The sequence below is a fragment of the Streptomyces sp. 2-1 genome (genome assembly GCF_048564895.1).
Lineage (GTDB): Bacteria > Actinomycetota > Actinomycetes > Streptomycetales > Streptomycetaceae > Streptomyces > Streptomyces phaeochromogenes.
This window is the reverse complement of the sequence record NZ_CP183383.1, coordinates 2,125,082-2,144,592: the sequence shown is the minus strand read 5'-3', so window position 1 is coordinate 2,144,592 and position 19,511 is coordinate 2,125,082. Positions and strand designations below refer to the sequence as shown.

Genomic DNA, 19,511 nt, shown 5'->3' with positions numbered 1-19,511 from the left:
TCCGGCTGCCGCTACCGCGCGAGGGACGTCACGTGTCCGTCGGCGCGGCCTCGGTGAGGCGTACGGTGCTCAGGATCTTCTGGACGGTCGCCTCGGGGATCTCGTCGCCGACGCCCTTGGCGCCGTACAGGTTCCAGGTGACGAAGTCGCCCGCGCCGTTCTTGAAGGCGAAGGTGATGGCCTTGCCCTCGCTGTCGCACTTGCCGTTCTGCGGCGTGTTCTTCGAGTAGGCGGTGGCGATGCTGCCCTTGAGGCCCGACTTCGTGGTGTACGCCTTCGCCTTGTCGAACTTCACGCTCTTCTTGTCCGGCTGCGTGTAACCGCCGAAGATCCACCACGGAACACGGGTCTCGGCAGCCTCGGCCGAGTCCTTGGCGCCGTTCTCGCCGCGCGTTCCGGCGGTGGCCAGCGCGGTGTCCTCGGCGCGGCCGTCCTTGTCGCTGTCCGTGGTGCACCACTTGGACTTGAGGTAGGCGGGGGCGGTGACCGTGGTGCGGTCGGTCTTGCCCTTCTCCTCCCACTCGAAGCCCACGCTGGTGTCGGTGCTCTCGATCTCCCAGTCGGCGGGGACGTCGAACATCGTGCCGAAGCGGGGGTTGATGACGACCTTCCAGCCCGCGACGGTCGCCTTCTCGCCGTCGGTACCGCGCGGGTTGTCGTCGCCGGTGGACGGGGAGGCGCTCGGGTCCTTCGACGCGCTCGCCGACGGTGACTGCTTCGTCTTGCCGTCCTTGCCGCCGTCGGCCTCGTCGTCCTTGTCGCCGCCCAGGACCAGGAAGCCCGTGACACCGGCCGCGATGACGACGGCCGTGGCCGCCACGATCGCGACGAGCTTCGTCCTGTTCCCGTCACCGCCGCCCTGAGGCGTCTCCGGCGGCTGCGGCACACCGGGCGCACTCCAACCGGGCTGCCCCGGCTGCGTGTACGGGTTCGGCGTCTGAGGTCCGGCCTGCTGGAATCCGGGTTGCTGATACGGATTCGGCTGCTGGTACCCCGGCTGCTGGTACGGGTTCTGATTCGGGTCCTGCGGGTTCTGCTCGCCCCCGGGCGGCTGGTTTCCTGGCCACATGGGCAGTAACCCTAGTGCCGCCCCGGACACGGTTGGGTCACTGCCCTTCGTCAGGGACGTACCGGAACGGGGCCCAGATGGGTCCTTATGGCGACGTACCGTACCGACTGGGCTCCGCGGAAATTCTCGAACGCGAACATCCGTGCCCCTTGGGCGAGTTCCTCGACACTCCTGGCGATCACTTTTCGCCACTGGTCATGGCTGGCTACTCGCGGGTAACGTGCCCGCCATGAGCACAGAGCAGATGTCGATCGGCGAGATGCTCGCCGCCACGGTTCCGATGGTGCGGACCCTGAAGCTGGAGTATCTGGAGACCACTCCGGAGAAGGCCGTCCTCGCGCTGCCCGACCAGAGCGAGTACCACAACCATGTGGGCGGGCCGCATGCCGGAGCGATGTTCACGCTGGGGGAGTCGGCGAGCGGCGCGGTCGTGCTGGCCGCGTTCGGGGACCAGCTCGCGCGGGCCGTGCCGCTGCCCGTGACCGCCGAGATCGCGTTCAAGAAGCTCGCCAGGGGACCGGTCACGGCCACCGCCACGCTGGGGCGCTCCATCGAGGACGTCGTCGCCGAACTCGACGCCGGGGAGCGGCCGGAGTTCCCCGTGGCCGTAGCCATCCAGCGCGAGGACGGTGCCGTGACCGGCGAGATGACCGTCATCTGGACCCTGCGGCCCAACGGCTGAGGAGCAGTCCGTCGCCGTCGACTGTTGAGGGGGCGGGCGCGCGGGACCGCCGGGAGGGTGGACCCGTCGTGCGGGGCCACCCTCCGGGATGTTTCTGGTTCGGCCGGTCAGCTGTAGAAGGCCGGCCGCTCGACGAGTTCGACCTCGATCCGGCCGCCCTCGGTCTGGGCGCGGACGCCCGCCTCGCAGACCGCGGCCGTGGCGTAGCCGTCCCAGGCGCTGGGCCCGGTGACCTCGCCGCGGCGGGTGGCGTCGACCCAGGCCTGCACCTGGCGGTCGTACGCGTCCTCGAAGCGCTCCACGAAGTCCTGGGCGATGGTGCCGCCCCAGCGGCCCGCCTGGTTGGTGACCAGGGCGTGCCCGTCACCGATGCGGGCCGTGCCGCGTTCGCAGACCACCTCGGCCTGCACCTGGTACCCGAAGCCGCAGTTGACGTTGATCTCGACGTCGACGATCGCGCCGCCGGCGGTCTCGAACACGACGAACTGCGGATCCTGAAGGCCCTCCGGGGCGTTGCCCGAGGGTGTCGGCTTCAGCACCGTGACCGCGGTGATCTCCTGGTCGAGCAGCCAGCGTGTGATGTCCATCTCGTGCACGACCGAGTCGTTGATGAGCATCTCACTGGTGAAGCCGGGCGGGGTCGCGACATTGCGGTGCCGGTTGTGCAGCATCAGCGGTCGGCCCAACTGCCCGGTGTTCAGCAGCGCCTTGAGCTTCGCGTACTCGGTGTCGTACCGGCGCATGAAGCCCACCTGCACCAGCCGGTGCCCGACCTTCTGCTCGGCCTCCAGGACCCGCAGCGCCGAGGCCGAGCCCGGGGTGAGCGGCTTCTCGCACAGGACCGGCAGGTCGTGCTCGAAGGCGGTGAGAAGCGCCGCCTCGTGGGCGGGGCCGGGCGAGGCGATCAGTACGGCGTCGACGCCGTCCGAGGCCATCGCGGCGGCGGCGTCGGTGTGGGCCGTGCAGCCCTCGATACCGTCCGCGATCCGCTTGACCCGTTCCGCGTCGACGTCCACGACCGCGGCGACGCGTGCCCCGTTGGTCACTTCGGCGAGACGCCGTACATGATCGGCGCCCATCTTCCCGGTGCCGATGACGGCCACGCCGAGCGTTCCGCGCTGAGCCATGGTCGGTTGATCCCTTCTCAGGCGCCGCAGGAGCGCAGGAACTGGCGGGTGCGCACCGCGATGGGCAGTGGCTTGTCCGGCGGGCAGGGGTACATGTCCTGCTCGACGATGGCGAACAGGTCGACACCGAGGCGCTGCGCGGCGTCCAGCACCGGCTCCAGCGCGGGCACACCGGTAGGGGGCTCGCACATCACGCCGCGCTGGACGGCGGGGCCGAACGGGACCTCGTTCTTGACGACGTCCGCGAGGATCGCCGGGTCGACCTGCTTGAGGTGCAGATAGCCGATGCGCTCGCCGTACGTCTCGATCAGCTTGACGTTGTCGCCGCCGCAGTAGGCGTAGTGCCCGGTGTCCAGGCAGAGGCTGACCAGGCCGGAGTCCGTCGAGTCGAGGAAGCGCTCGACGTGCTCCTCGGTGTCGATGTGCGTGTCCGCGTGCGGGTGCACCACGATGTCGAGGCCGAAGCGCTCCTTCACCTCGTGGCCGAGGCGCTCCATGCCCTTGGTGAGGTACGACCATTGACGGACCGTCAGCTCCGCCGGCTCGATCAACTCGGCGGTCTTGTCGTCCCGCCAGAAGGACGGGATGACCACCAGGTGCTTCGCGCCCATCGCCCGGGTCAGCTCGGCGACCTGGCTGACGTGCTCCCAGGTGGCGTCCCAGACGTCCGGGCCGCGGTGCAGCGCGGTGAACACCGTGCCGGCCGACACCTTGAGGTCGCGCCTGTTCACCTCGTCGGTGAGCTTGGCCGGGTCGGTCGGCAGATAGCCGTACGGGCCGAGCTCGATCCAGGAGTAACCGGCCTCGGAGACCTCGTCCAGGAAGCGTTCCCAGGGCACCTGCTGGGGGTCGTCGGGGAACCAGACGCCCCACGAGTCCGGCGCGGAGCCGACGCGGATGCGATCGAGCGCGTTGGCCATCAGGAGGCCTTTCCTTCCGAGGAGGAGGCGGTGGTGGGCGTGGGCGTGGGTTTGGGTGCCTTGAGGTCTTCGGCTTCGGGGAGTTCTTCGACGTCGACGCCGCGGACCTGGGCCAACTCGTGCTTCAGCGCGGCGAGTTCGGCGCCGCCTGCCATGTGGTTGGTGAGTTCTTCGAGGGTGACGTCGGCGCGGGCGGCGGAGAGTTCCATGGTGCCCAGGCGCAGGACGCTGAAGTGGTCGCCGACCATGTAGGCGTGGTGCGGGTTGTGGGTGATGAAGATGACCCCCAGCCCCCGGTCCCGGGCCGCCGCGATGTACTTCAGCACCACACCGGACTGCTTGACGCCCAGGGCTGCGGTGGGCTCGTCCAGGATGAGGACGCGGGCGCCGAAGTAGACGGCGCGGGCGATGGCGACCGACTGGCGCTGGCCGCCGGAGAGGGTGCCGATGGGCTGGTCGAGGTCGTCCAGGATGATGCCCATGTTGCGCAGTTCCTGGTCCGCAGTCTGCTTCATCTTGGCGATGTCCAGGCGGCGGATCGGCCAGGGGCCCTTGGTCATCTCGGAGCCGAGGAAGAAGTTCCGCCACACCGGCATCAGCGGCACGGTGGCCAGATCCTGGTAGACCGTCGCGATGCCCTTGTCCAGGGCTTCGCGTGGGGTGCTGAGGTGCACAGGCTGGCCGTCGATGAGGAACTCGCCCTCGGTGTGCTGGTGCAGCCCCGAGATGATTTTGATCAGCGTCGACTTGCCGGCGCCGTTGTCGCCCAGCACGCAGGTCACCTGGCTGGGATACACCGACAGGTCCACGGTGTGCAGGGCGCGAACGTTGCCGTAGGCCTTGCCCGCGCCCTTCAGCTCGACGATCGGCTTGGCGTCCGTGGGCTTGTCCTTGACCGCTGCGCCGTTGGGGGAGGTGTGGTTGGTGGTCATGGGCTTTACCTCCGGGTGGCCTGGCGGCGGACCCACAGATTGACGAGGGCGGCGAGCAGGAGCATGACGCCGAGGAAGGCCTTGAACCAGTCGGGGTTCCAGTTGGCGTAGACGATGCCCTGGGAGACCATGCCGAAGATGAAGGCGCCGATGACCGGGCCGATCGCCGAGCCGTAGCCGCCGGTGAGCAGGCAGCCTCCGATGACCGCGGCGATGATGTACAGGAACTCGTTGCCCACACCCTCGCCGGACTGGACGGTGTTGAACGAGAACAGGATGTGCATCCCGACGAACCAGGCACCCGCCCCCACGCCCATGAACAGGGCGATCTTGGTGAAGGTGACCGGCACACCCACCGCACGGGCCGATTCCTTGCTGCCGCCGGTCGCGAAGATCCAGTTGCCGAACTTGGTACGCAGCAGCAGCCAGGTGGCGGCCGCGGCGAAGACCAGCCAGTAGAAGACGGTGATCTTCACATCGACGCCGCCGATGCTGATCTCGGAGGCGAAGACCTTCTTGGCCTGGTCGAAACCGTCCATGTCGCTGATCGAGTCCGTCGCGACGTTGCCCGTGAAGATCTTCGTGATCGCGAGGTTGGCGCCTTGGAGGATCAGGAACGACCCCAGCGTGATCAGGAACGACGGCAGACCGGTGCGTACGAGCATGTAGCCGTTGAACGCGCCGATCGCCAGGGAGACGACGAGGGCGACGATGACGCCGGTCCACACGTTCATGGAGAGCTGGAAGCTCCACATGCTGGCGGTGAGCGCGGACGTGGTGACCGCGACACCGGCGGAGAGGTCGAACTCGCCGCCGATCATCAACAGGGCCACCGGGAGGGCCATGATGCCCATCACGGAGGACTCGTAGAGCACGTTGGCCAGCGAGCCGGCCTCGCGGAAGGGGGAGGCGACCGCGAAGAAGAACACGTACACGGCGATCGCCGCGATCAGTGCGCCGATCTCGGGGCGGGCCGCCAGCCTGCGGGTCAGGGAGCGTTCCGAGGTCCGGCCGTCCTTGGGGGCGGCCGGCGGAGCCGGCGACGAGGAGCTCGTCGCCGGTGCCGTTGCCTGGGACATGGAAATCACCGAGTGCCCTTCGCGGCGAACTTCGCGATGGCCTCGACGTTGGACTTGTCGACGAACGCGGGACCGGTCAGCACCGGCTCCTGGCCACCGCCGCTGAAGTTGCCGTTGGTCTTGTAGAGCCACAGGGAGTCGACCGAGAGGTAGCCCTGCAGGTACGGCTGCTGGTCCACGGCGAACTGGATGTCGCCGTCCTCGATGGCGCTGACCATCTCCTTGTTGAGGTCGAAGGTCGCGACCTTGGCCTTGCTGCCCGCGTCGTCCACGGACTGCACGGCGGTCAGTGCGAACGGGGCACCGAGGGTGACCACGTAGTCGATCGACGAGTCCTGCTTCAGCTTCGCGGTGATCGTCGACTTCACGGACGGCATGTTCGTGCCGTTCACGTACAGGTTCGTGGTCTTGCCCTTGAACGTCTTCTTGACGCCCGCGCAGCGGGCCTCCAGGGCGACGTGGCCCTGCTCCTGGATGACACAGATGTTGTTCTTGGCGCCGAGTTCGTTGAGCTTCTCGCCGAAGGCCTCACCGGCGACGGACTCGTCCTGGCCGAAGTACTCCAGGAGGCCCTGGTCCTTCCAGTCGTCGACGCCTCCGTTGAAGCCGACGACCGGGATGCCGGCCGCCTTGGCCTTGGCGACCGCGGACTTCATGGCGTCGGGCTTGGCCAGGGTGACCGCGATGCCGTCGACCTTCTGGTCGATCGCGTTCTGGACCAGGTTGGCCTGCTTGGCCGAGTCCGGGTTGCTGGAGTACACCAGCTCGACGTTGTCCTTGGCGGCGGCGGCCTCCGCGCCCTTGCGGATGAGGTCCCAGAAGGTGTCGCCGGGGGCCGCGTGGGTGATCATCGCGACCTTCATGCGGGGGGTGTCGGCCTTGCCGGCAGACGCGTTGCCCGTGTCCTCCTCGGCCTTCTTGCCACCGGAGTCGCTGGAACAGCCGGTGACTATCAGGGCCGCCGCGGCGGCCGCGGCGACGAGGGCGAATCTGCGGGAACGGGTGCGAAACGTGCGGTCCATCTTTCCGGCACCTCACTGTGCGACAGGGGAAAGGGAGCAGGGGCAGCGGTCCGGGCAGGGTGCCCGGTCCTTCGGCCCGTACGGAAGGAGACCGCAGGGCCACGTACCGACAAACTCGGCTGTGCTGTTGGGAGGGGATGTAAGTCCCTGACAGACCCCGCTGTCAATACTTTGTTAAGACATCATTTCAGGATCACGTGAGAATGTAAGTACAAAGTCTTGACATGGCTCGGCCTCGGTCTTACACCTAGGACACACCGGTCCCCTGCATCCCGCACCCCCGGAAGCCCGCAGCCACACGAGGAGCGACGCGTATGACCGAGTCCTTCGACCTGATCACCATGGGTCGCATCGGGGTCGATCTCTACCCTCTGCAGACCGGAGTGCCGCTCGCGCGTGTCGAAACCTTCGGTAAATTCCTCGGTGGCTCGGCGGCCAACGTGGCGGTCGCCGCGGCCCGTCTCGGCCGTTCCACGGCGATCGTCACCCGAACCGGCGATGATCCCTTCGGAGCCTATCTGCACCAGGCTCTCAAGGAGTTCGGGGTCGACGATCGCTGGGTCACCCCGGTCGAGGAGTACCCGACGCCGGTCACGTTCTGTGAGATCTTCCCGCCCGACGACTTCCCGCTGTACTTCTACCGGAAGCCCAAGGCGCCCGACCTGGAGATCCGCACCGACGAGCTGGACTTCTTCGCCGTCCGGGACGCGAAGATCTTCTGGATCACCGGCACCGGTCTGAGCGAGGAGCCCAGCCGCTCCGCCACGCTCGCGGCCCTCAAGGCACGCGACAAGGCCGGCACCACCGTCTTCGACCTCGACTGGCGCCCCATGTTCTGGAAGAACCCGGCCGAGGCACGCCCGTACTACGCCGAAGCCCTGCGGCATGTCACCGTCGCCGTCGGGAACCTGGACGAGTGCGAGGTCGCCACCGGTGTCCGCGAGCCGCGCGCCTGCGCCGAGGCCCTCCTCGAAGCGGGCGTGGAACTGGCCGTCGTCAAGCAGGGCCCCAAGGGCGTCCTCGCCGTCCACCGCGACGGCACCACCGCCGAAGTGCCGCCCGTACCCGTCGAGGTGGTCAACGGCCTTGGTGCGGGCGACGCGTTCGGCGGCTCGCTCTGCCACGGGCTGCTGGCCGGCTGGGAGCTGGAGAAGACGATGCGGTACGCCAACGCGGCCGGCGCCCTGGTCGCCTCCCGCCTCGCCTGCTCCTCAGCGATGCCCACCGCCGCCGAGGTCGAGGATCTCGTCGCCTCACGCGCCTGACAGCGCCACCCCTTGAACGGAGCCAAACCCTTGAGCATCACCATCCCCGACCTCGTCAGGGTGCGCGCCCGGCACCCGGAGGCGGTGGCCGAAGCAGCCGCCCGCCGGACCCGGCGCCCCCTCGTCGGCGACAGCGGCCGCCTCATGATCGTGGCGGCCGACCACCCGGCACGCGGCGCGCTCGGAGTCGGCGACCGCAGGCTGGCGATGGCCAACCGCGCCGACCTGCTGGAGCGGCTGTGCATAGCGCTGTCGCGGCCGGGCGTGGACGGGGTGCTCGCCACCGCCGACATCCTGGACGACCTGCTCCTGCTCGGCGCACTGGAGAACAAGGTCGTCATGGGCTCCATGAACCGCGGCGGCCTGGCCGGTGCCGTCTTCGAGATGGACGACCGGTTCACCGGACACCGCGCCGAGGACATGGCCCGGCTGAACTTCGACGCGGGCAAGCTGCTGCTGCGCATCGACTACGACGACCCCGGCTCGCTGACCACCCTGGAGTCGACCGCCCGCGCGATCGACGACATGGCCGCGCACCGGCTGCCCGTGTTCGTCGAGCCGTTCATCTCCCGCCGTGTCGAGGGAACGGTCCGCAACGACCTCACCGCCGAGGCCGTCACCCGCTCCATCGCCATCGCCTCCGGGCTCGGCGGCACCTCCGCCTACACCTGGCTGAAACTGCCCGTCACCAGCGACCCGGACGACATGGCCGCCGTACTGGAGACCTCGACCCTGCCCGCCGTCCTGCTCGGCGGCGAGGTCGGCAGGGACCAGGAGGGCGCGTACGAGAGATGGCGCAAGGCCCTGCGACTGCCCACCGTCCAGGGCCTGGTCGTCGGCCGGTCCCTGCTCTATCCCGCCGAGGGCAGTGTGGAGACCGCGGTGGACACCGCGGTCGGCCTGCTCTGACCGGAAGGATCCACTTTTCATGACCAGCGCACACCACCTGCCCGCGGGCAAGGCCGCGAGCGGCCCGTACGCCGTGGACGTCACCCCGGAGAGCGCCGGCTGGGACTACTCCAGCCTCCGCGTCCTCGAACTCGCGCCCGGCGGCACGCACTTGTTCACCGCCGGGGACAGCGAGTGGATCGTGACCTCGCTCAGCGGCGGCTGCGGCGTCACGGTCGTGGACGACTTCGGCCGCGACGAGTTCGAGCTGCGCGGCCGGGCGAGCGTGTTCAGCGGGGCCAGCGACTTCGTGTACGTTCCGCGGGACGCGACCGCGACGCTCACCTCGGCCGACGGCGGGCGCTTCGCGCTCACCGGGGCCCGCTGCTCCCGGCGCCTGCCGGCCCGCTACGAGCCCGCCGAGTCCGTCCCGGTCGAGCTGCGCGGCACCGGCAACTGCTCCCGCATGGTCCGCAACTTCGGCGCGGCCGGGGTCTTCGAGTGCGACAAGCTCATCGCGGTCGAAGTGATCACCCCGGGCGGCAACTGGTCCTCGTACCCGCCGCACAAGCACGACGAGAACCGGCCCGGCGAGGAGTCGGAGCTGGAGGAGATCTACTACTTCGAGATCGCCGACCACGAGGGCACGCCCGGCCTCGGCTACCAGCGGGTCTCCCCGTCCGGCCACGGCAGCGGCACCGATGTGCTCGCCGAGGTGCGCGGCGGCGACGTCGTCCTCATCCCGGACGGCTGGCACGGCCCCTCGATCGCCGCGCCCGGTCACGACATGTACTACCTCAACGTCATGGCGGGCCCCGGCGCCGACCGGGCCTGGCTGATCTGCGACCACCCCGACCACGCCTGGATCCGCGACACCTGGCCGAGCCAGCCCGTCGACCCCCGGCTGACCCGACCCACCCCGTCCCAGTGAGGAACCGATGAGCCGCTCCACCCTCCGCCTGACCGTCGCCCAGGCTCTGGTGCGTTTCCTGGCCGTGCAGTACACCGAACGCGACGGCGTACGGCACCGGCTGATCGCCGGTACCTGGGGGATCTTCGGCCATGGCAACGTCGCCGGGATCGGCCAGGCGCTCCTGGAGGCCGGCGAGGAGACCATGCCGTTCCACCAGGGCCGAAACGAACAGGCCATGGTGCACGCCGCGGTCGGGTACGCCCGCCAGCTGAACCGGCTCTCCGCGCAGGCGGTCACCACCTCCATCGGCCCCGGCGCGACCAACCTGGTCACCGGCGCGGCCCTGGCCACGGTCAACCGCCTCCCGGTGCTGCTCCTGCCCGGCGACTACTTCGCGACCCGCGCCGCAGACCCGCTGCTCCAGCAGCTGGAGCACCCCGTCGAGGCGGACCTGTCCGTCAACGACACCCTGCGCCCGGTCTCCCGCTACTTCGACCGGATCACCCGCCCCGAGGCGCTGATCCCCTCCGCCCTGAACGCGATGCGCGTGCTCGCCGACCCCGTCGAGACCGGCGCCGTCACCCTCGCCCTGCCGCAGGACGTCCAGGCCGAGGCGTACGACTGGCCCGAGGAGTTCTTCGCCGACCGGATCTGGCACGTACGCCGCCCGGCCCCCGAACCGGCCGAGCTCGCGGCAGCCGTGGAAGCCGTACGCGGCGCCCGGCGCCCCCTGATCGTCGCGGGCGGCGGCATCCACCACAGCGAGGCCGAGCCGGCCCTGAAGGCGTTCGTGGAGGCCACCGGCATCCCGGTCGCGTCCACCCAGGCCGGCAAGGGCTCCCTGCGCCACGACCACCCGGCGGACCTCGGCGGCGTCGGTCACACCGGCACCGCCGTCGCCGACGAACTGGCCCGCACCGCCGACCTGGTCATCGGCGTCGGCACCCGGTACACGGACTTCACCACCGCCTCCGCCACGCTCTTCCAGGAGCCGGGCGTGCGGTTCGTGAACCTCAACGTGGCCGCCTTCGACGCGCACAAGCTGAGCGCGCGGACCCTGGTCGCCGACGCCCGCTCCGGTCTGGAGGCCCTCACCGAGGCGCTGTCCGGCCACCGCGTGGACGCGGCGTACGAGGCCGAGTACCGCGCGGGCAAGGAGCGTTGGGAGGAGGTCGTGGACGCCGTGTACCGGGCGGACGACGAGCATGCCGTCCCCACCCAGACGCAGGTCCTCGGCGCCCTGGACTCCGTGGTCGGCGACGACGACGTCGTCATCAACGCGGCCGGCTCGCTCCCCGGCGACCTGCACAAGCTGTGGCGTGCGCGCAGCCCGCGCCAGTACCACCTGGAGTACGGCTACTCCTGCATGGGGTACGAGATCCCGGCGGGCATCGGCGTCCAGCAGGCCGCTCCCGGCACCCCCGTCTGGTCCCTGGTCGGCGACGGCACGTACCTGATGATGCCCACCGAGATCGTCACCGCCGTCCAGGAGGGCCTGCCCGTCAACCTGGTGCTGATCCAGAACCACGGGTACGCGTCCATCGGAGGCCTCTCCGAGGAGACCGGTGGCGAACGCTTCGGCACCGCCTACCGGTACCGGGCCGCCGACGGCACCTTCACCGGCGCCCCGCTGCCCGTGGACCTGGCGGCCAACGCCGCCAGCCTCGGCATGGACGTCCTGCGCGCCAAGACCGTCCGCGAACTGCGCGACGCCCTGGCCACGGCCCGTGCCTCGGACCGGCCGACGTGCGTGTACGTCGAGACCGACCCGACGCCCACCGCCCCGGCCGCCGAGGCCTGGTGGGACGTACCGGTCGCCGAGGTCGCCTCCCGCGACGCCGCCTCCCGCGCCCGCGAGCGGTACGACGAGCGCGTCGTCGACCGCCGCCGCCACCTCTGACCTCCCTCCGCTCACGAAAAGGATCCACACCATGCAGAACATGAACCACTGGATCGGGGGGAAGCCCGTCGAGGGCACCTCCGGCCGCTTCGGCCCCGTCTACAACCCCGCCACGGGCGCCCAGGAGAAGCAGGTGCCCTTCGCCTCCGTGGACGAGGTGGACGCCGCCGTCGCCTCCGCGAAGGCCGCCTTCGAGAGCTGGGGGACCGCCTCGCTGGCCAAGCGCACGAGCGTCCTCTTCAAGTACCGCGAGCTGCTCGACGCGCACCGCGACGAGATCGCCGAGCTGATCACCGCCGAGCACGGCAAGGTGCACTCGGACGCGCTCGGCGAGGTCGCCCGGGGCATGGAGATCGTCGAACTCGCCTGTTCCGTACCGCAGTTGGTCAAGGGCGAGCTCTCCACGCAGGTCTCCACGCGCGTCGACGTGGCCGCGATCCGCCAGCCGCTCGGTGTCGTCGCGGGCATTACGCCGTTCAACTTCCCTGCCATGGTGCCGATGTGGATGTTCCCGCTGGCCATCGCCTGCGGCAACACCTTCGTCCTCAAGCCGAGCGAGAAGGACCCCTCCGCCTCCTACCGGTTGGCCGAACTCGCTTCCGAGGCGGGCCTCCCGGACGGCGTCCTCAACGTCGTGCAGGGCGACAAGGTCGCCGTGGACCGCCTCCTGGAGCACCCGGACATCACGGCCGTCTCCTTCGTCGGCTCCACGCCCATCGCCAAGTACATCCAGCTCAAGGGCATCGAGCACGGCAAGCGCGTACAGGCCCTCGGCGGCGCCAAGAACCACATGCTCGTACTGCCCGACGCCGACCTGGACTTCGCCGCCGACCAGGCCATCAACGCCGCCTACGGCTCGGCCGGCGAGCGCTGCATGGCCGTGTCCGTCGTCGTCGCCGTCGGTGACACCGGCGACGAGCTGGTCGACAAGATCGCCGAGCGGGCCAAGGGCCTGAAGATCGGACCCGGCAGTGACGCGGCCAGCGAGATGGGCCCGCTCATCACCCGCGAGCACCGCGACAAGGTCGCCTCGTACGTGACGGGCGCCGCCGCCCAGGGCGCCGAGGTCGTCGTGGACGGCACCGGCTTCACCGTCCCGGGCCACGAGGACGGCTTCTTCATCGGCGTCTCGCTCCTCGACAAGGTGCCGGTCACCGCGGACGCGTACAAGGACGAGATCTTCGGCCCGGTGCTGTGCGTGGTCCGCGCCGAGACGTACGACGAGGCCATCGCGCTGATCAACAGCTCGCGCTGGGGCAACGGCACCGCGATCTTCACCCGGGACGGCGGCGCCGCCCGCCGCTTCCAGCTGGAGGTCCAGGCCGGCATGGTCGGCGTCAACGTGCCGATCCCCGTGCCCGTCGGCTACCACTCGTTCGGCGGTTGGAAGGACTCCCTCTTCGGGGACCACCACATCTACGGCAACGACGGCATCGCCTTCTACACCCAGGGCAAGGTCATCACCACCCGCTGGCCCGACCCGGCCGACGGCGGCGGCATCAACCTCGGCTTCCCCAGCAACTCTTGACGGAAGCCACACCCGAAGGAGGCCGTGCCCGACCGGGTACGGCCTCACCGAAGCGGTACGTGACACCCGGCACGACCTGACCGGACGCCACGCACCGACGGACATGTGAAGGGAGAGGGCTCCGTGGCAGAGACCGAGACCGTACGTCAGGCGAACGTCGCCGCGTTCGACAGCCTGGAGGTCGCCCTGGACCGGGGCAGCCCGATCCCGCTCTACTACCAGCTCGCCCAGCAACTGGAGTCCGCGATCGAGCACGGGGCGCTCGCCCCGGGCAACCTGCTGGGCAACGAGGTGGACATCGCCGCCCGGCTCGGCCTGTCCCGGCCGACCGTCCGCCAGGCCATCCAGTCCCTGGTGGACAAGGGCCTGCTGGTGCGCCGCCGGGGCATCGGCACCCAGGTGGTGCACAGCCAGGTCCGGCGTTCGCTCGAACTGAGCAGCCTGTACGACGACCTGGCGGCCGCCGGGCAGAGCCCCGCGACCCGGGTGCTGCGCAACGAGATCGAGTCGGCCTCTCCGGAGGTCGCCGCGGCCCTCGGCATCCCCGAGGGCCGGGACGTCATCGTGCTCGAAAGGCTGCGCTCCACCTACGGCGAACCCGTCGCCCACCTGTGCAACTACCTGCCCGCCACGCTCCTCGAACTCGACACCGAACGGCTCGAGGAGACCGGCCTCTACCGGATGATGCGGGCCGCCGGAATCACCCTGCACAGCGCCCACCAGACCGTGGGCGCCCGCTGCGCCACCGCCGACGAGGGCACTCTGCTCGACGAGCCGGAGGGAGCCGCGCTGCTCACCATGTGCCGCACGGCCTACGACGACACCGGGCGGGCCGTAGAGTACGGGACCCACGTCTACCGCGCCGCGCGCTACACGTTCGACTTCCAGCTGCTCGTACGCCCCTGATCGGGTGCGGCTGCCGGGGTCGGAAGGCGGTCGCGGCGGTACGTTGGGCCCGTATCGCACGGGTGCACGGAGCGAGGCGTACGGGAAGGGACCACTCCCCGGGACGGAGGGGGTCAGAGTGGCGACCAGCGAGGAGAGCGGCGTGGCGCGGCGGCGGTTCGACATGGCGGACGCCGCGGTGGTGCTGCTGGACGCGCGCATGGCGGTGGCAGGCTGGACCGGCGACGCCGAGCGGCTGTTCGGCTATCGCGGGGCCGAGGTCGTCGGCCGGACCGCGGCCGAGCTGCTGATGCCCGAGGACGCCGAGCGCCTGCCCGACCTGACCCGCCGCTGCGGCCGGAACGGCGGCTGGACCGGACTCCTGGCGGTGCGCCACCGCGACGGGCACCCCGTCGTCACCACGGTGCGGGTCATCCCGGCCGTGGAGGGCGCGGCCGGCCCGCCGCGCTGGGTGGTGCTCGCCGCCGACTCGACCGGCGCCGCGGGCTGGGACATGAGCCGCACGGTGCTGGAACGGCTGGCCTCGCACTCACCCATCGGCATAGCGATCGTCGACGCGGATCTGCGGTACGTGTGGTCGAACGCCGCCCTGGAGCAGTTCGGCGGCGGACCAGCACACCAGCGGATCGGCAAACGGCTCGCGGACATCCAGCCGGGCCTGAACGCCCAGGCCCTGGAGGCCGTGATGCGCCAGGTCCTGGAGACCGGCGAGGCCGTCGTCGGCTACGAACACGTCGGTACGGTCCGCTCGGCGCCGCACCGGGACACCGCCCACGCGATGTCGTTCACGCGGCTCGACGACGACCACGGCAACCCGATCGGCGTGTACTACACGGTGGTGGACGTCACCGAGCGCTACCGGGCCCGTCAACGCCTCACCCTCCTGGACCAGGCCGGCAAGCGCCTCGGCCGCACCCTCGACGTCATGCGCACCGCCCAGGAGCTGGCCGACGTGGCGGTGCCGGGACTCGCCGACTTCGTCACCGTGGACCTGCTGGAGACCGTCCTCGAAGGAGGCGAGCCCGTCTCCGGGCCGCTGAGCGGCCCGGACGCGATGCCGCTGCGGCGGGCCGGACACCAGTCCGTGAACGAGGGCGTCCCCGAGGCCGTGGTCGGGATCGGCGACGTGGCCGCCTACCTGCCCGGAGCACCCCCGATCCGCGCGCTGACCGGCGGCACCTCCTGGATCGAGGAGCGGCTCGACCCGCTGGCCCCGGAATGGGCCACGGGCATCGCCGGCGACCGGGCCGCCACCTTCCTCGACCTCGGACTGCACACCGCGATGATCGTGCCGGTGCGGGCCCGCGGCACCATGCTCGGGATCACCACGTTCTTCCGGCGCCACCGGCAGGACCCCTTCGACCAGGACGACCTGGGCCTGGCCGAGGAGGTCGTCGGCCGCGCGGCCCTGTGCCTCGACAACGCCCGCCGCTACACCCGGGAGCGCGACGCGGCCCTCGTACTGCAGCGCCATCTGCTGCCGCACCGGCTCCCCGAGCAGGACGCGATGGAGGTCGCCGCCTGCTACCGGCCCGCCGACGAACTGACGGGACTCGGCGGCGACTGGTTCGACGTCATCCCGCTGTCGGGCGCGCGCGTCGCCCTGGTGGTCGGCGACGTCGTCGGCCACGGCATCGAGGCCGCCGCGGCCATGGGCCGGCTGAGAGCCGCCGTACAGACCCTCGCCGACCTGGACCTGCCGCCCGAGGAGGTGCTCGCCCACCTCGACGACCTGGTCGACCGGGCCGGATACGAGGACGACCCCGAGGCCGCCCCGCGCGCCGACGGCGTACGGGCCAAGGGCGCCAGCTGTCTGTACGCGGTGTACGACCCGGTCGGCGGCCGGTGCTCCATGGCCGCCGCGGGCCACGGGCTGCCCGCGATCGTCGCCCCGGACGGCACGGTCGACTTCCCCGAGCTGCCGCCGGGACCCGCGCTCGGTGTGAGCGGCCCGCCCTTCGAATCGGTCGAACTGCCGCTCGCGGAAGGCAGCGTGCTCGCCCTGTGCACCGACGGCCTGCTCGCCGCCGAGGGGCCCGCGCCGCAGCGGGACGCCGCCGCCGACCGGGAACGGCTGCGCAGAGTGCTCGAACGGCGGGCCCCCAGCCTCGACGACCGCTGCCAGGCCGTCGTGGAGGCCCTGGTCCCGGCCCGTCCGCCGGACGACGTGGTCCTGCTGATGGCCCGGGCCCGCCGCCTCGACGCGGAACGGACGGTGTCCTGGGAGCTGCCCAGCGACCCGGCGGCCGTCGCCGACGTACGCAAGCGGACGTCACGGCAGCTGTGCGAGTGGGGCCTGGACGAGCTGACCTTCACCACCGAACTCGTCGTCAGCGAACTCGTCACCAACGCCATCCGGCACGCCTCCGGGCCGATAAGGCTACGGCTGATCATGTCGCGGACGCTGGTCTGCGAGGTCTGGGACGCCAGCCCCACCGCGCCGCACCTGCGGCACCCGAAGACGACCGACGAGGGCGGCCGAGGACTGTTCCTGGTCTCCCAGTTCACCCAGCGCTGGGGCACCCGCTACACCCAGGACGGCAAGATCATCTGGACCGAGCAGTCACTCACAGGTCCAGAGATCTGAGCGGGCCGGCAGCGCGGTGAGGCATGGCGTCGCGTCGCGGCGGCGCGACACATTTCCGCCGTGCCCGTTGTGCCTAACGTGGTATTAAGTCACTTTTGTCGCATAGTGCGTCCGGAGGTCTACCCCGGACCGGCCGCCCGCGCGCCCCCGCGGTTCACCTCCTCGTGCCCGTACCCAACGAGGAGTGACGCCTCATGTCCGACACCGTGTCCCGGCGGTCCGTCCTGCGCCTGCTGAGCGGCGCGACCGCCGTCGCCCTGGCCGCGACCGCGGGACCCCCGTCCCTCGCACACGCGGCCACCGCCCGCCGACAACCGGCCGCGGGCCCCCGCGTCGAGGGACTGCTCACCAAGCTCACCCTGGACGAGAAGCTCTCCATGCTGCACGGTGCCACCGACCCCAAGGCCCTCGGCCAGGCCGGATACGTGCCCGGCGTGGAACGGCTCGGTATCCCGCCGCTGCGCCTCGCCGACGGCCCCGCCGGAGTCCGCGTCAAGCAGCACGCCACCGCCCTGCCCGCGCCCGTCCTGCTCGCCGCAGCCTTCGACCCCGGGCTCGCCCGCCGCTACGGCCAGGTCATCGGCCGCGAGGGCCGTGCCCTCGGCCAGGACGTGCTGCTCTCCCCGATGGTCAACCTCATCCGCACCCCGTACGCGGGCCGCAACTTCGAGACGTTCAGCGAGGACCCGCTGCTCTCCGCCGACCTCGTGGCCGAGGAGATCAAGGGCATCCAGAGCGAGGGCCTCATCGCGACCGTCAAGCACTACGCGATGAACAACCAGGAGAAGGACCGCGACTCCATCGACGTACGGGTCGACGAGCAGACCCTCAACGAGGTCGAGCTGCGCGCCTTCGAGGCCGCCGTCGGCGCCGGCGCCCGCGCGGTCATGGGCGCCTACAACAAGGTCAACGGCACCTACGCCTGCGAGAGCAAGGAGCTCCTCACCGGCATCCTCCGCGACCGCTGGGGCTTCGAGGGCTGGGTGATGACCGACTGGCACGCGGCCCACAGCACGGTCGCCTCGCTCACCGCGGGCCTCGACATGGAGATGCCGAACGGCAAGTACTTCGGGGCGGCGCTCAAGACTGCCGTCCAGAACGGGAGCGTCTCCGAGGAGTACGTCGACCGGGCCGTACGCCGCATCCTCACCACCATGGACGACTTCGGGATGCTCGACGGCAGCGCCCCGCCCCGCCCGGCACGCAACCCCTCGGCGGGCGCGGCGGTCGCCCTGGAGGTCGCCAAGGCCGGCGCGACCCTCCTGCACAACAGGAACGGCACACTGCCCCTGACCGGCGAGGCCGCCCGCAGCATCGCCGTCGTCGGCCCCACCGGCTCGCTGCCCTTCGTCAGTGGCGGCGGCAGCGCCCACGTGATCCCCGACCACGCCGAGCGCCCGCTCGACGCCATCACGTCCCGCGCGGGACGAGGCGCCCAGGTGTCCTACGCGCTCGGCGAGGACCTCTTCGGCAAGCCCCTGCCCGAGGACGCGCTCGCGGAGGGCATCGATCCGGAGGGCCAGCGCGTCGCCGCCGGGAAGACCTGGACGTACAAGGGGACGCTCACCGTCGAGGACGCCGACGAGTGGACCTTCGTCATCCACTACTCCGGAACGCGGCCCAAGGTGCTCCTCGACGGAGTCGACCTCTTCCCGGTGGCGACCGGACTCGCGGAGCACTTCACGGGTGGTCTGGTGTCGGCCGCGCCTGACGGGCTCGCGGTGCGCCGCAGGACGCTCGATCTCGCCGCCGGGGAGCACCGGGTCGAGATCACCGCGAAGGGCGGCGCCCAGGGGCAGACGTTCCGGCTGCGCCACGCCACCGGTGCGACCCGCGCCCAGGACGTCGCCGAGGCCGTGGAGGCGGCCCGGGCCGCCGAGAGCGTCGTGCTCTTCGCGTACGAGGACGCCACCGAGAACCAGGACCGTACGACCCTCGCGCTCCCCGGCCACCAGGGGCGGCTGATCGAGGCGGTGACGGCGGTGAACCCCCGCACGACCGTCGTCCTCAACACCTCCTCCTCGACGTCGATGCCGTGGCTGGAACGCACCGCCGCCGTGCTGCAGATGTACTACCCGGGCCAGGAGGGCGCGGCAGCCACCGCAGCCGTCCTGTTCGGCGACTGCGACCCCGGCGGACGGCTCACCCAGACCTTCCCGGTGGACGACGCGCACCACCCGGTCGCGGGCGACACGCGCCGCTACCCGGGTGTGAACGGCGTCGAGGAGTACTCGGAGGGCGTCCACGTCGGCCACCGCTGGTACGACGCGGAGGACGTGCGGCCACTGTTCCCGTTCGGGCACGGACTCTCGTACACCTCCTTCGTGTACGAGGGCCTGGGCGTGGAGCGGACCGGGGACGGTCTTGAGGTGGTGTTCACCGTGCGGAACACGGGACGGCGGGACGGGGTCGACATCCCGCAGGTCTATGTGGGCGCCTCGCCGGACCTCCAAGTCGACCAGGCCGAAAGGGTGTTGGGCGGCTATCAGCGGCTCGCGCTGAAGGCGGGGGAGTCGCGCAAGGTCACCGTGCGCGTCGACGAGCGCACCCTCTCCTCGTGGGACGCCAAACGGCACGGCTGGGTCCTCGGCACCGGGCGGCGGACCGTGTGGGTGGGGGCCTCCGCGGGTGAACTGCGGCTCAGCGGGAGGGCGCAGGTGTGAGGCCGACGGGACTCCGTGCCGTCCAAGTGA

General features: G+C 70.7%; 15 protein-coding genes. 9 read left to right on the top strand and 6 right to left on the bottom strand.

The features are described from left to right. Window positions 1-28 precede the first annotated feature (28 nt). Entirely contained in the window at window positions 29-1,069 is a 1,041-nt protein-coding gene (locus ACN20J_RS09400; RefSeq protein WP_361921460.1) for a hypothetical protein, read from the bottom strand. 244 nt (window positions 1,070-1,313) lie between these two features. On the opposite strand from ACN20J_RS09400, the gene ACN20J_RS09395 reads away from it, so the two are divergent. After that, on the top strand, window positions 1,314-1,751 hold the full coding sequence (locus ACN20J_RS09395; RefSeq protein ID WP_190232611.1) for a DUF4442 domain-containing protein: 438 nt from the start codon (window positions 1,314-1,316) through the stop codon (window positions 1,749-1,751). A 107-nt stretch (window positions 1,752-1,858) separates the two neighbouring features. Here the strand turns inward: ACN20J_RS09395 and ACN20J_RS09390 are convergent, their stop codons facing one another. From ACN20J_RS09390 to ACN20J_RS09370, 5 genes are read right to left on the bottom strand one after another with little or no spacing between them, the layout of a single operon-like run. Beyond that, a complete protein-coding gene (locus ACN20J_RS09390) occupies window positions 1,859-2,878 on the bottom strand; it encodes a Gfo/Idh/MocA family protein (protein WP_190232606.1) in 1,020 nt (339 codons plus the stop codon). Between the two features lie 17 nt (window positions 2,879-2,895). Beyond that, window positions 2,896-3,798 carry a sugar phosphate isomerase/epimerase family protein gene (locus tag ACN20J_RS09385; RefSeq protein WP_361999984.1) on the bottom strand — a complete coding sequence of 301 codons (903 nt, stop codon included), beginning with the start codon at window positions 3,796-3,798 and terminating at the stop codon, window positions 2,896-2,898. Further along, window positions 3,798-4,730 carry an ATP-binding cassette domain-containing protein gene (locus ACN20J_RS09380; RefSeq protein ID WP_257678023.1) on the bottom strand — a complete coding sequence of 311 codons (933 nt, stop codon included), beginning with the start codon at window positions 4,728-4,730 and terminating at the stop codon, window positions 3,798-3,800. Before ACN20J_RS09380 ends, ACN20J_RS09385 begins: the two co-directional genes overlap by 1 nt. Before the next feature lie 5 nt (window positions 4,731-4,735). After that, window positions 4,736-5,809, bottom strand: coding sequence for an ABC transporter permease (locus ACN20J_RS09375; RefSeq protein ID WP_257678024.1), 1,074 nt, complete (start codon window positions 5,807-5,809; stop codon window positions 4,736-4,738). A gap of 5 nt (window positions 5,810-5,814) precedes the next feature. After that, a complete protein-coding gene (locus ACN20J_RS09370) occupies window positions 5,815-6,831 on the bottom strand; it encodes a sugar ABC transporter substrate-binding protein (protein WP_190231752.1) in 1,017 nt (338 codons plus the stop codon). 314 nt (window positions 6,832-7,145) lie between these two features. On the opposite strand from ACN20J_RS09370, the gene iolC reads away from it, so the two are divergent. The 8 genes from iolC (at window position 7,146) to ACN20J_RS09330 (ending at window position 19,481) form a co-directional block, all read left to right on the top strand. Beyond that, window positions 7,146-8,096 (top strand): 5-dehydro-2-deoxygluconokinase, encoded by a 951-nt coding sequence (gene iolC, locus ACN20J_RS09365; RefSeq protein WP_189843903.1) that lies wholly within the window; start codon window positions 7,146-7,148, stop codon window positions 8,094-8,096. A gap of 30 nt (window positions 8,097-8,126) precedes the next feature. Continuing rightward, window positions 8,127-9,005 carry a Cgl0159 family (beta/alpha)8-fold protein gene (locus tag ACN20J_RS09360; protein WP_055610801.1) on the top strand — a complete coding sequence of 293 codons (879 nt, stop codon included), beginning with the start codon at window positions 8,127-8,129 and terminating at the stop codon, window positions 9,003-9,005. A gap of 19 nt (window positions 9,006-9,024) precedes the next feature. Beyond that, a complete protein-coding gene (gene iolB, locus ACN20J_RS09355) occupies window positions 9,025-9,915 on the top strand; it encodes a 5-deoxy-glucuronate isomerase (protein ID WP_190231751.1) in 891 nt (296 codons plus the stop codon). A 7-nt stretch (window positions 9,916-9,922) separates the two neighbouring features. Then, on the top strand, window positions 9,923-11,797 hold the full coding sequence (iolD, locus tag ACN20J_RS09350; protein WP_419665693.1) for a 3D-(3,5/4)-trihydroxycyclohexane-1,2-dione acylhydrolase (decyclizing): 1,875 nt from the start codon (window positions 9,923-9,925) through the stop codon (window positions 11,795-11,797). A gap of 31 nt (window positions 11,798-11,828) precedes the next feature. Further along, complete coding sequence (locus ACN20J_RS09345; protein WP_189843900.1) at window positions 11,829-13,325, top strand: CoA-acylating methylmalonate-semialdehyde dehydrogenase; 1,497 nt, start codon at window positions 11,829-11,831, stop codon at window positions 13,323-13,325. A gap of 123 nt (window positions 13,326-13,448) precedes the next feature. Then, window positions 13,449-14,231, top strand: a complete 783-nt coding sequence (locus tag ACN20J_RS09340; RefSeq protein WP_190231749.1) for a GntR family transcriptional regulator — start codon at window positions 13,449-13,451, stop codon at window positions 14,229-14,231. 118 nt (window positions 14,232-14,349) lie between these two features. Beyond that, complete coding sequence (locus ACN20J_RS09335) at window positions 14,350-16,818, top strand: SpoIIE family protein phosphatase (RefSeq protein WP_189843898.1); 2,469 nt, start codon at window positions 14,350-14,352, stop codon at window positions 16,816-16,818. A gap of 194 nt (window positions 16,819-17,012) precedes the next feature. Next, window positions 17,013-19,481, top strand: coding sequence for a beta-glucosidase family protein (locus ACN20J_RS09330; RefSeq protein WP_419665692.1), 2,469 nt, complete (start codon window positions 17,013-17,015; stop codon window positions 19,479-19,481). Window positions 19,482-19,511 lie beyond the last annotated feature (30 nt).

Excerpts from the sequence above, each read along its gene's own strand:
- ACN20J_RS09400 (WP_361921460.1), bottom strand. The coding sequence starts at position 1,069 with ATGTGGCCAGGAAACCAGCCGCCCGGGGGCGAGCAGAACCCGCAGGAC.
- ACN20J_RS09395 (WP_190232611.1), top strand. The coding sequence starts at position 1,314 with ATGTCGATCGGCGAGATGCTCGCCGCCACGGTTCCGATGGTGCGGACC.
- ACN20J_RS09390 (WP_190232606.1), bottom strand. The coding sequence starts at position 2,878 with ATGGCTCAGCGCGGAACGCTCGGCGTGGCCGTCATCGGCACCGGGAAG.
- ACN20J_RS09385 (WP_361999984.1), bottom strand. The coding sequence starts at position 3,798 with ATGGCCAACGCGCTCGATCGCATCCGCGTCGGCTCCGCGCCGGACTCG.
- ACN20J_RS09380 (WP_257678023.1), bottom strand. The coding sequence starts at position 4,730 with ATGACCACCAACCACACCTCCCCCAACGGCGCAGCGGTCAAGGACAAG.
- ACN20J_RS09375 (WP_257678024.1), bottom strand. The coding sequence starts at position 5,809 with ATGTCCCAGGCAACGGCACCGGCGACGAGCTCCTCGTCGCCGGCTCCG.
- ACN20J_RS09370 (WP_190231752.1), bottom strand. The coding sequence starts at position 6,831 with ATGGACCGCACGTTTCGCACCCGTTCCCGCAGATTCGCCCTCGTCGCC.
- iolC (WP_189843903.1), top strand. The coding sequence starts at position 7,146 with ATGACCGAGTCCTTCGACCTGATCACCATGGGTCGCATCGGGGTCGAT.
- iolB (WP_190231751.1), top strand. The coding sequence starts at position 9,025 with ATGACCAGCGCACACCACCTGCCCGCGGGCAAGGCCGCGAGCGGCCCG.
- iolD (WP_419665693.1), top strand. The coding sequence starts at position 9,923 with ATGAGCCGCTCCACCCTCCGCCTGACCGTCGCCCAGGCTCTGGTGCGT.
- ACN20J_RS09345 (WP_189843900.1), top strand. The coding sequence starts at position 11,829 with ATGCAGAACATGAACCACTGGATCGGGGGGAAGCCCGTCGAGGGCACC.
- ACN20J_RS09330 (WP_419665692.1), top strand. The coding sequence starts at position 17,013 with ATGTCCGACACCGTGTCCCGGCGGTCCGTCCTGCGCCTGCTGAGCGGC.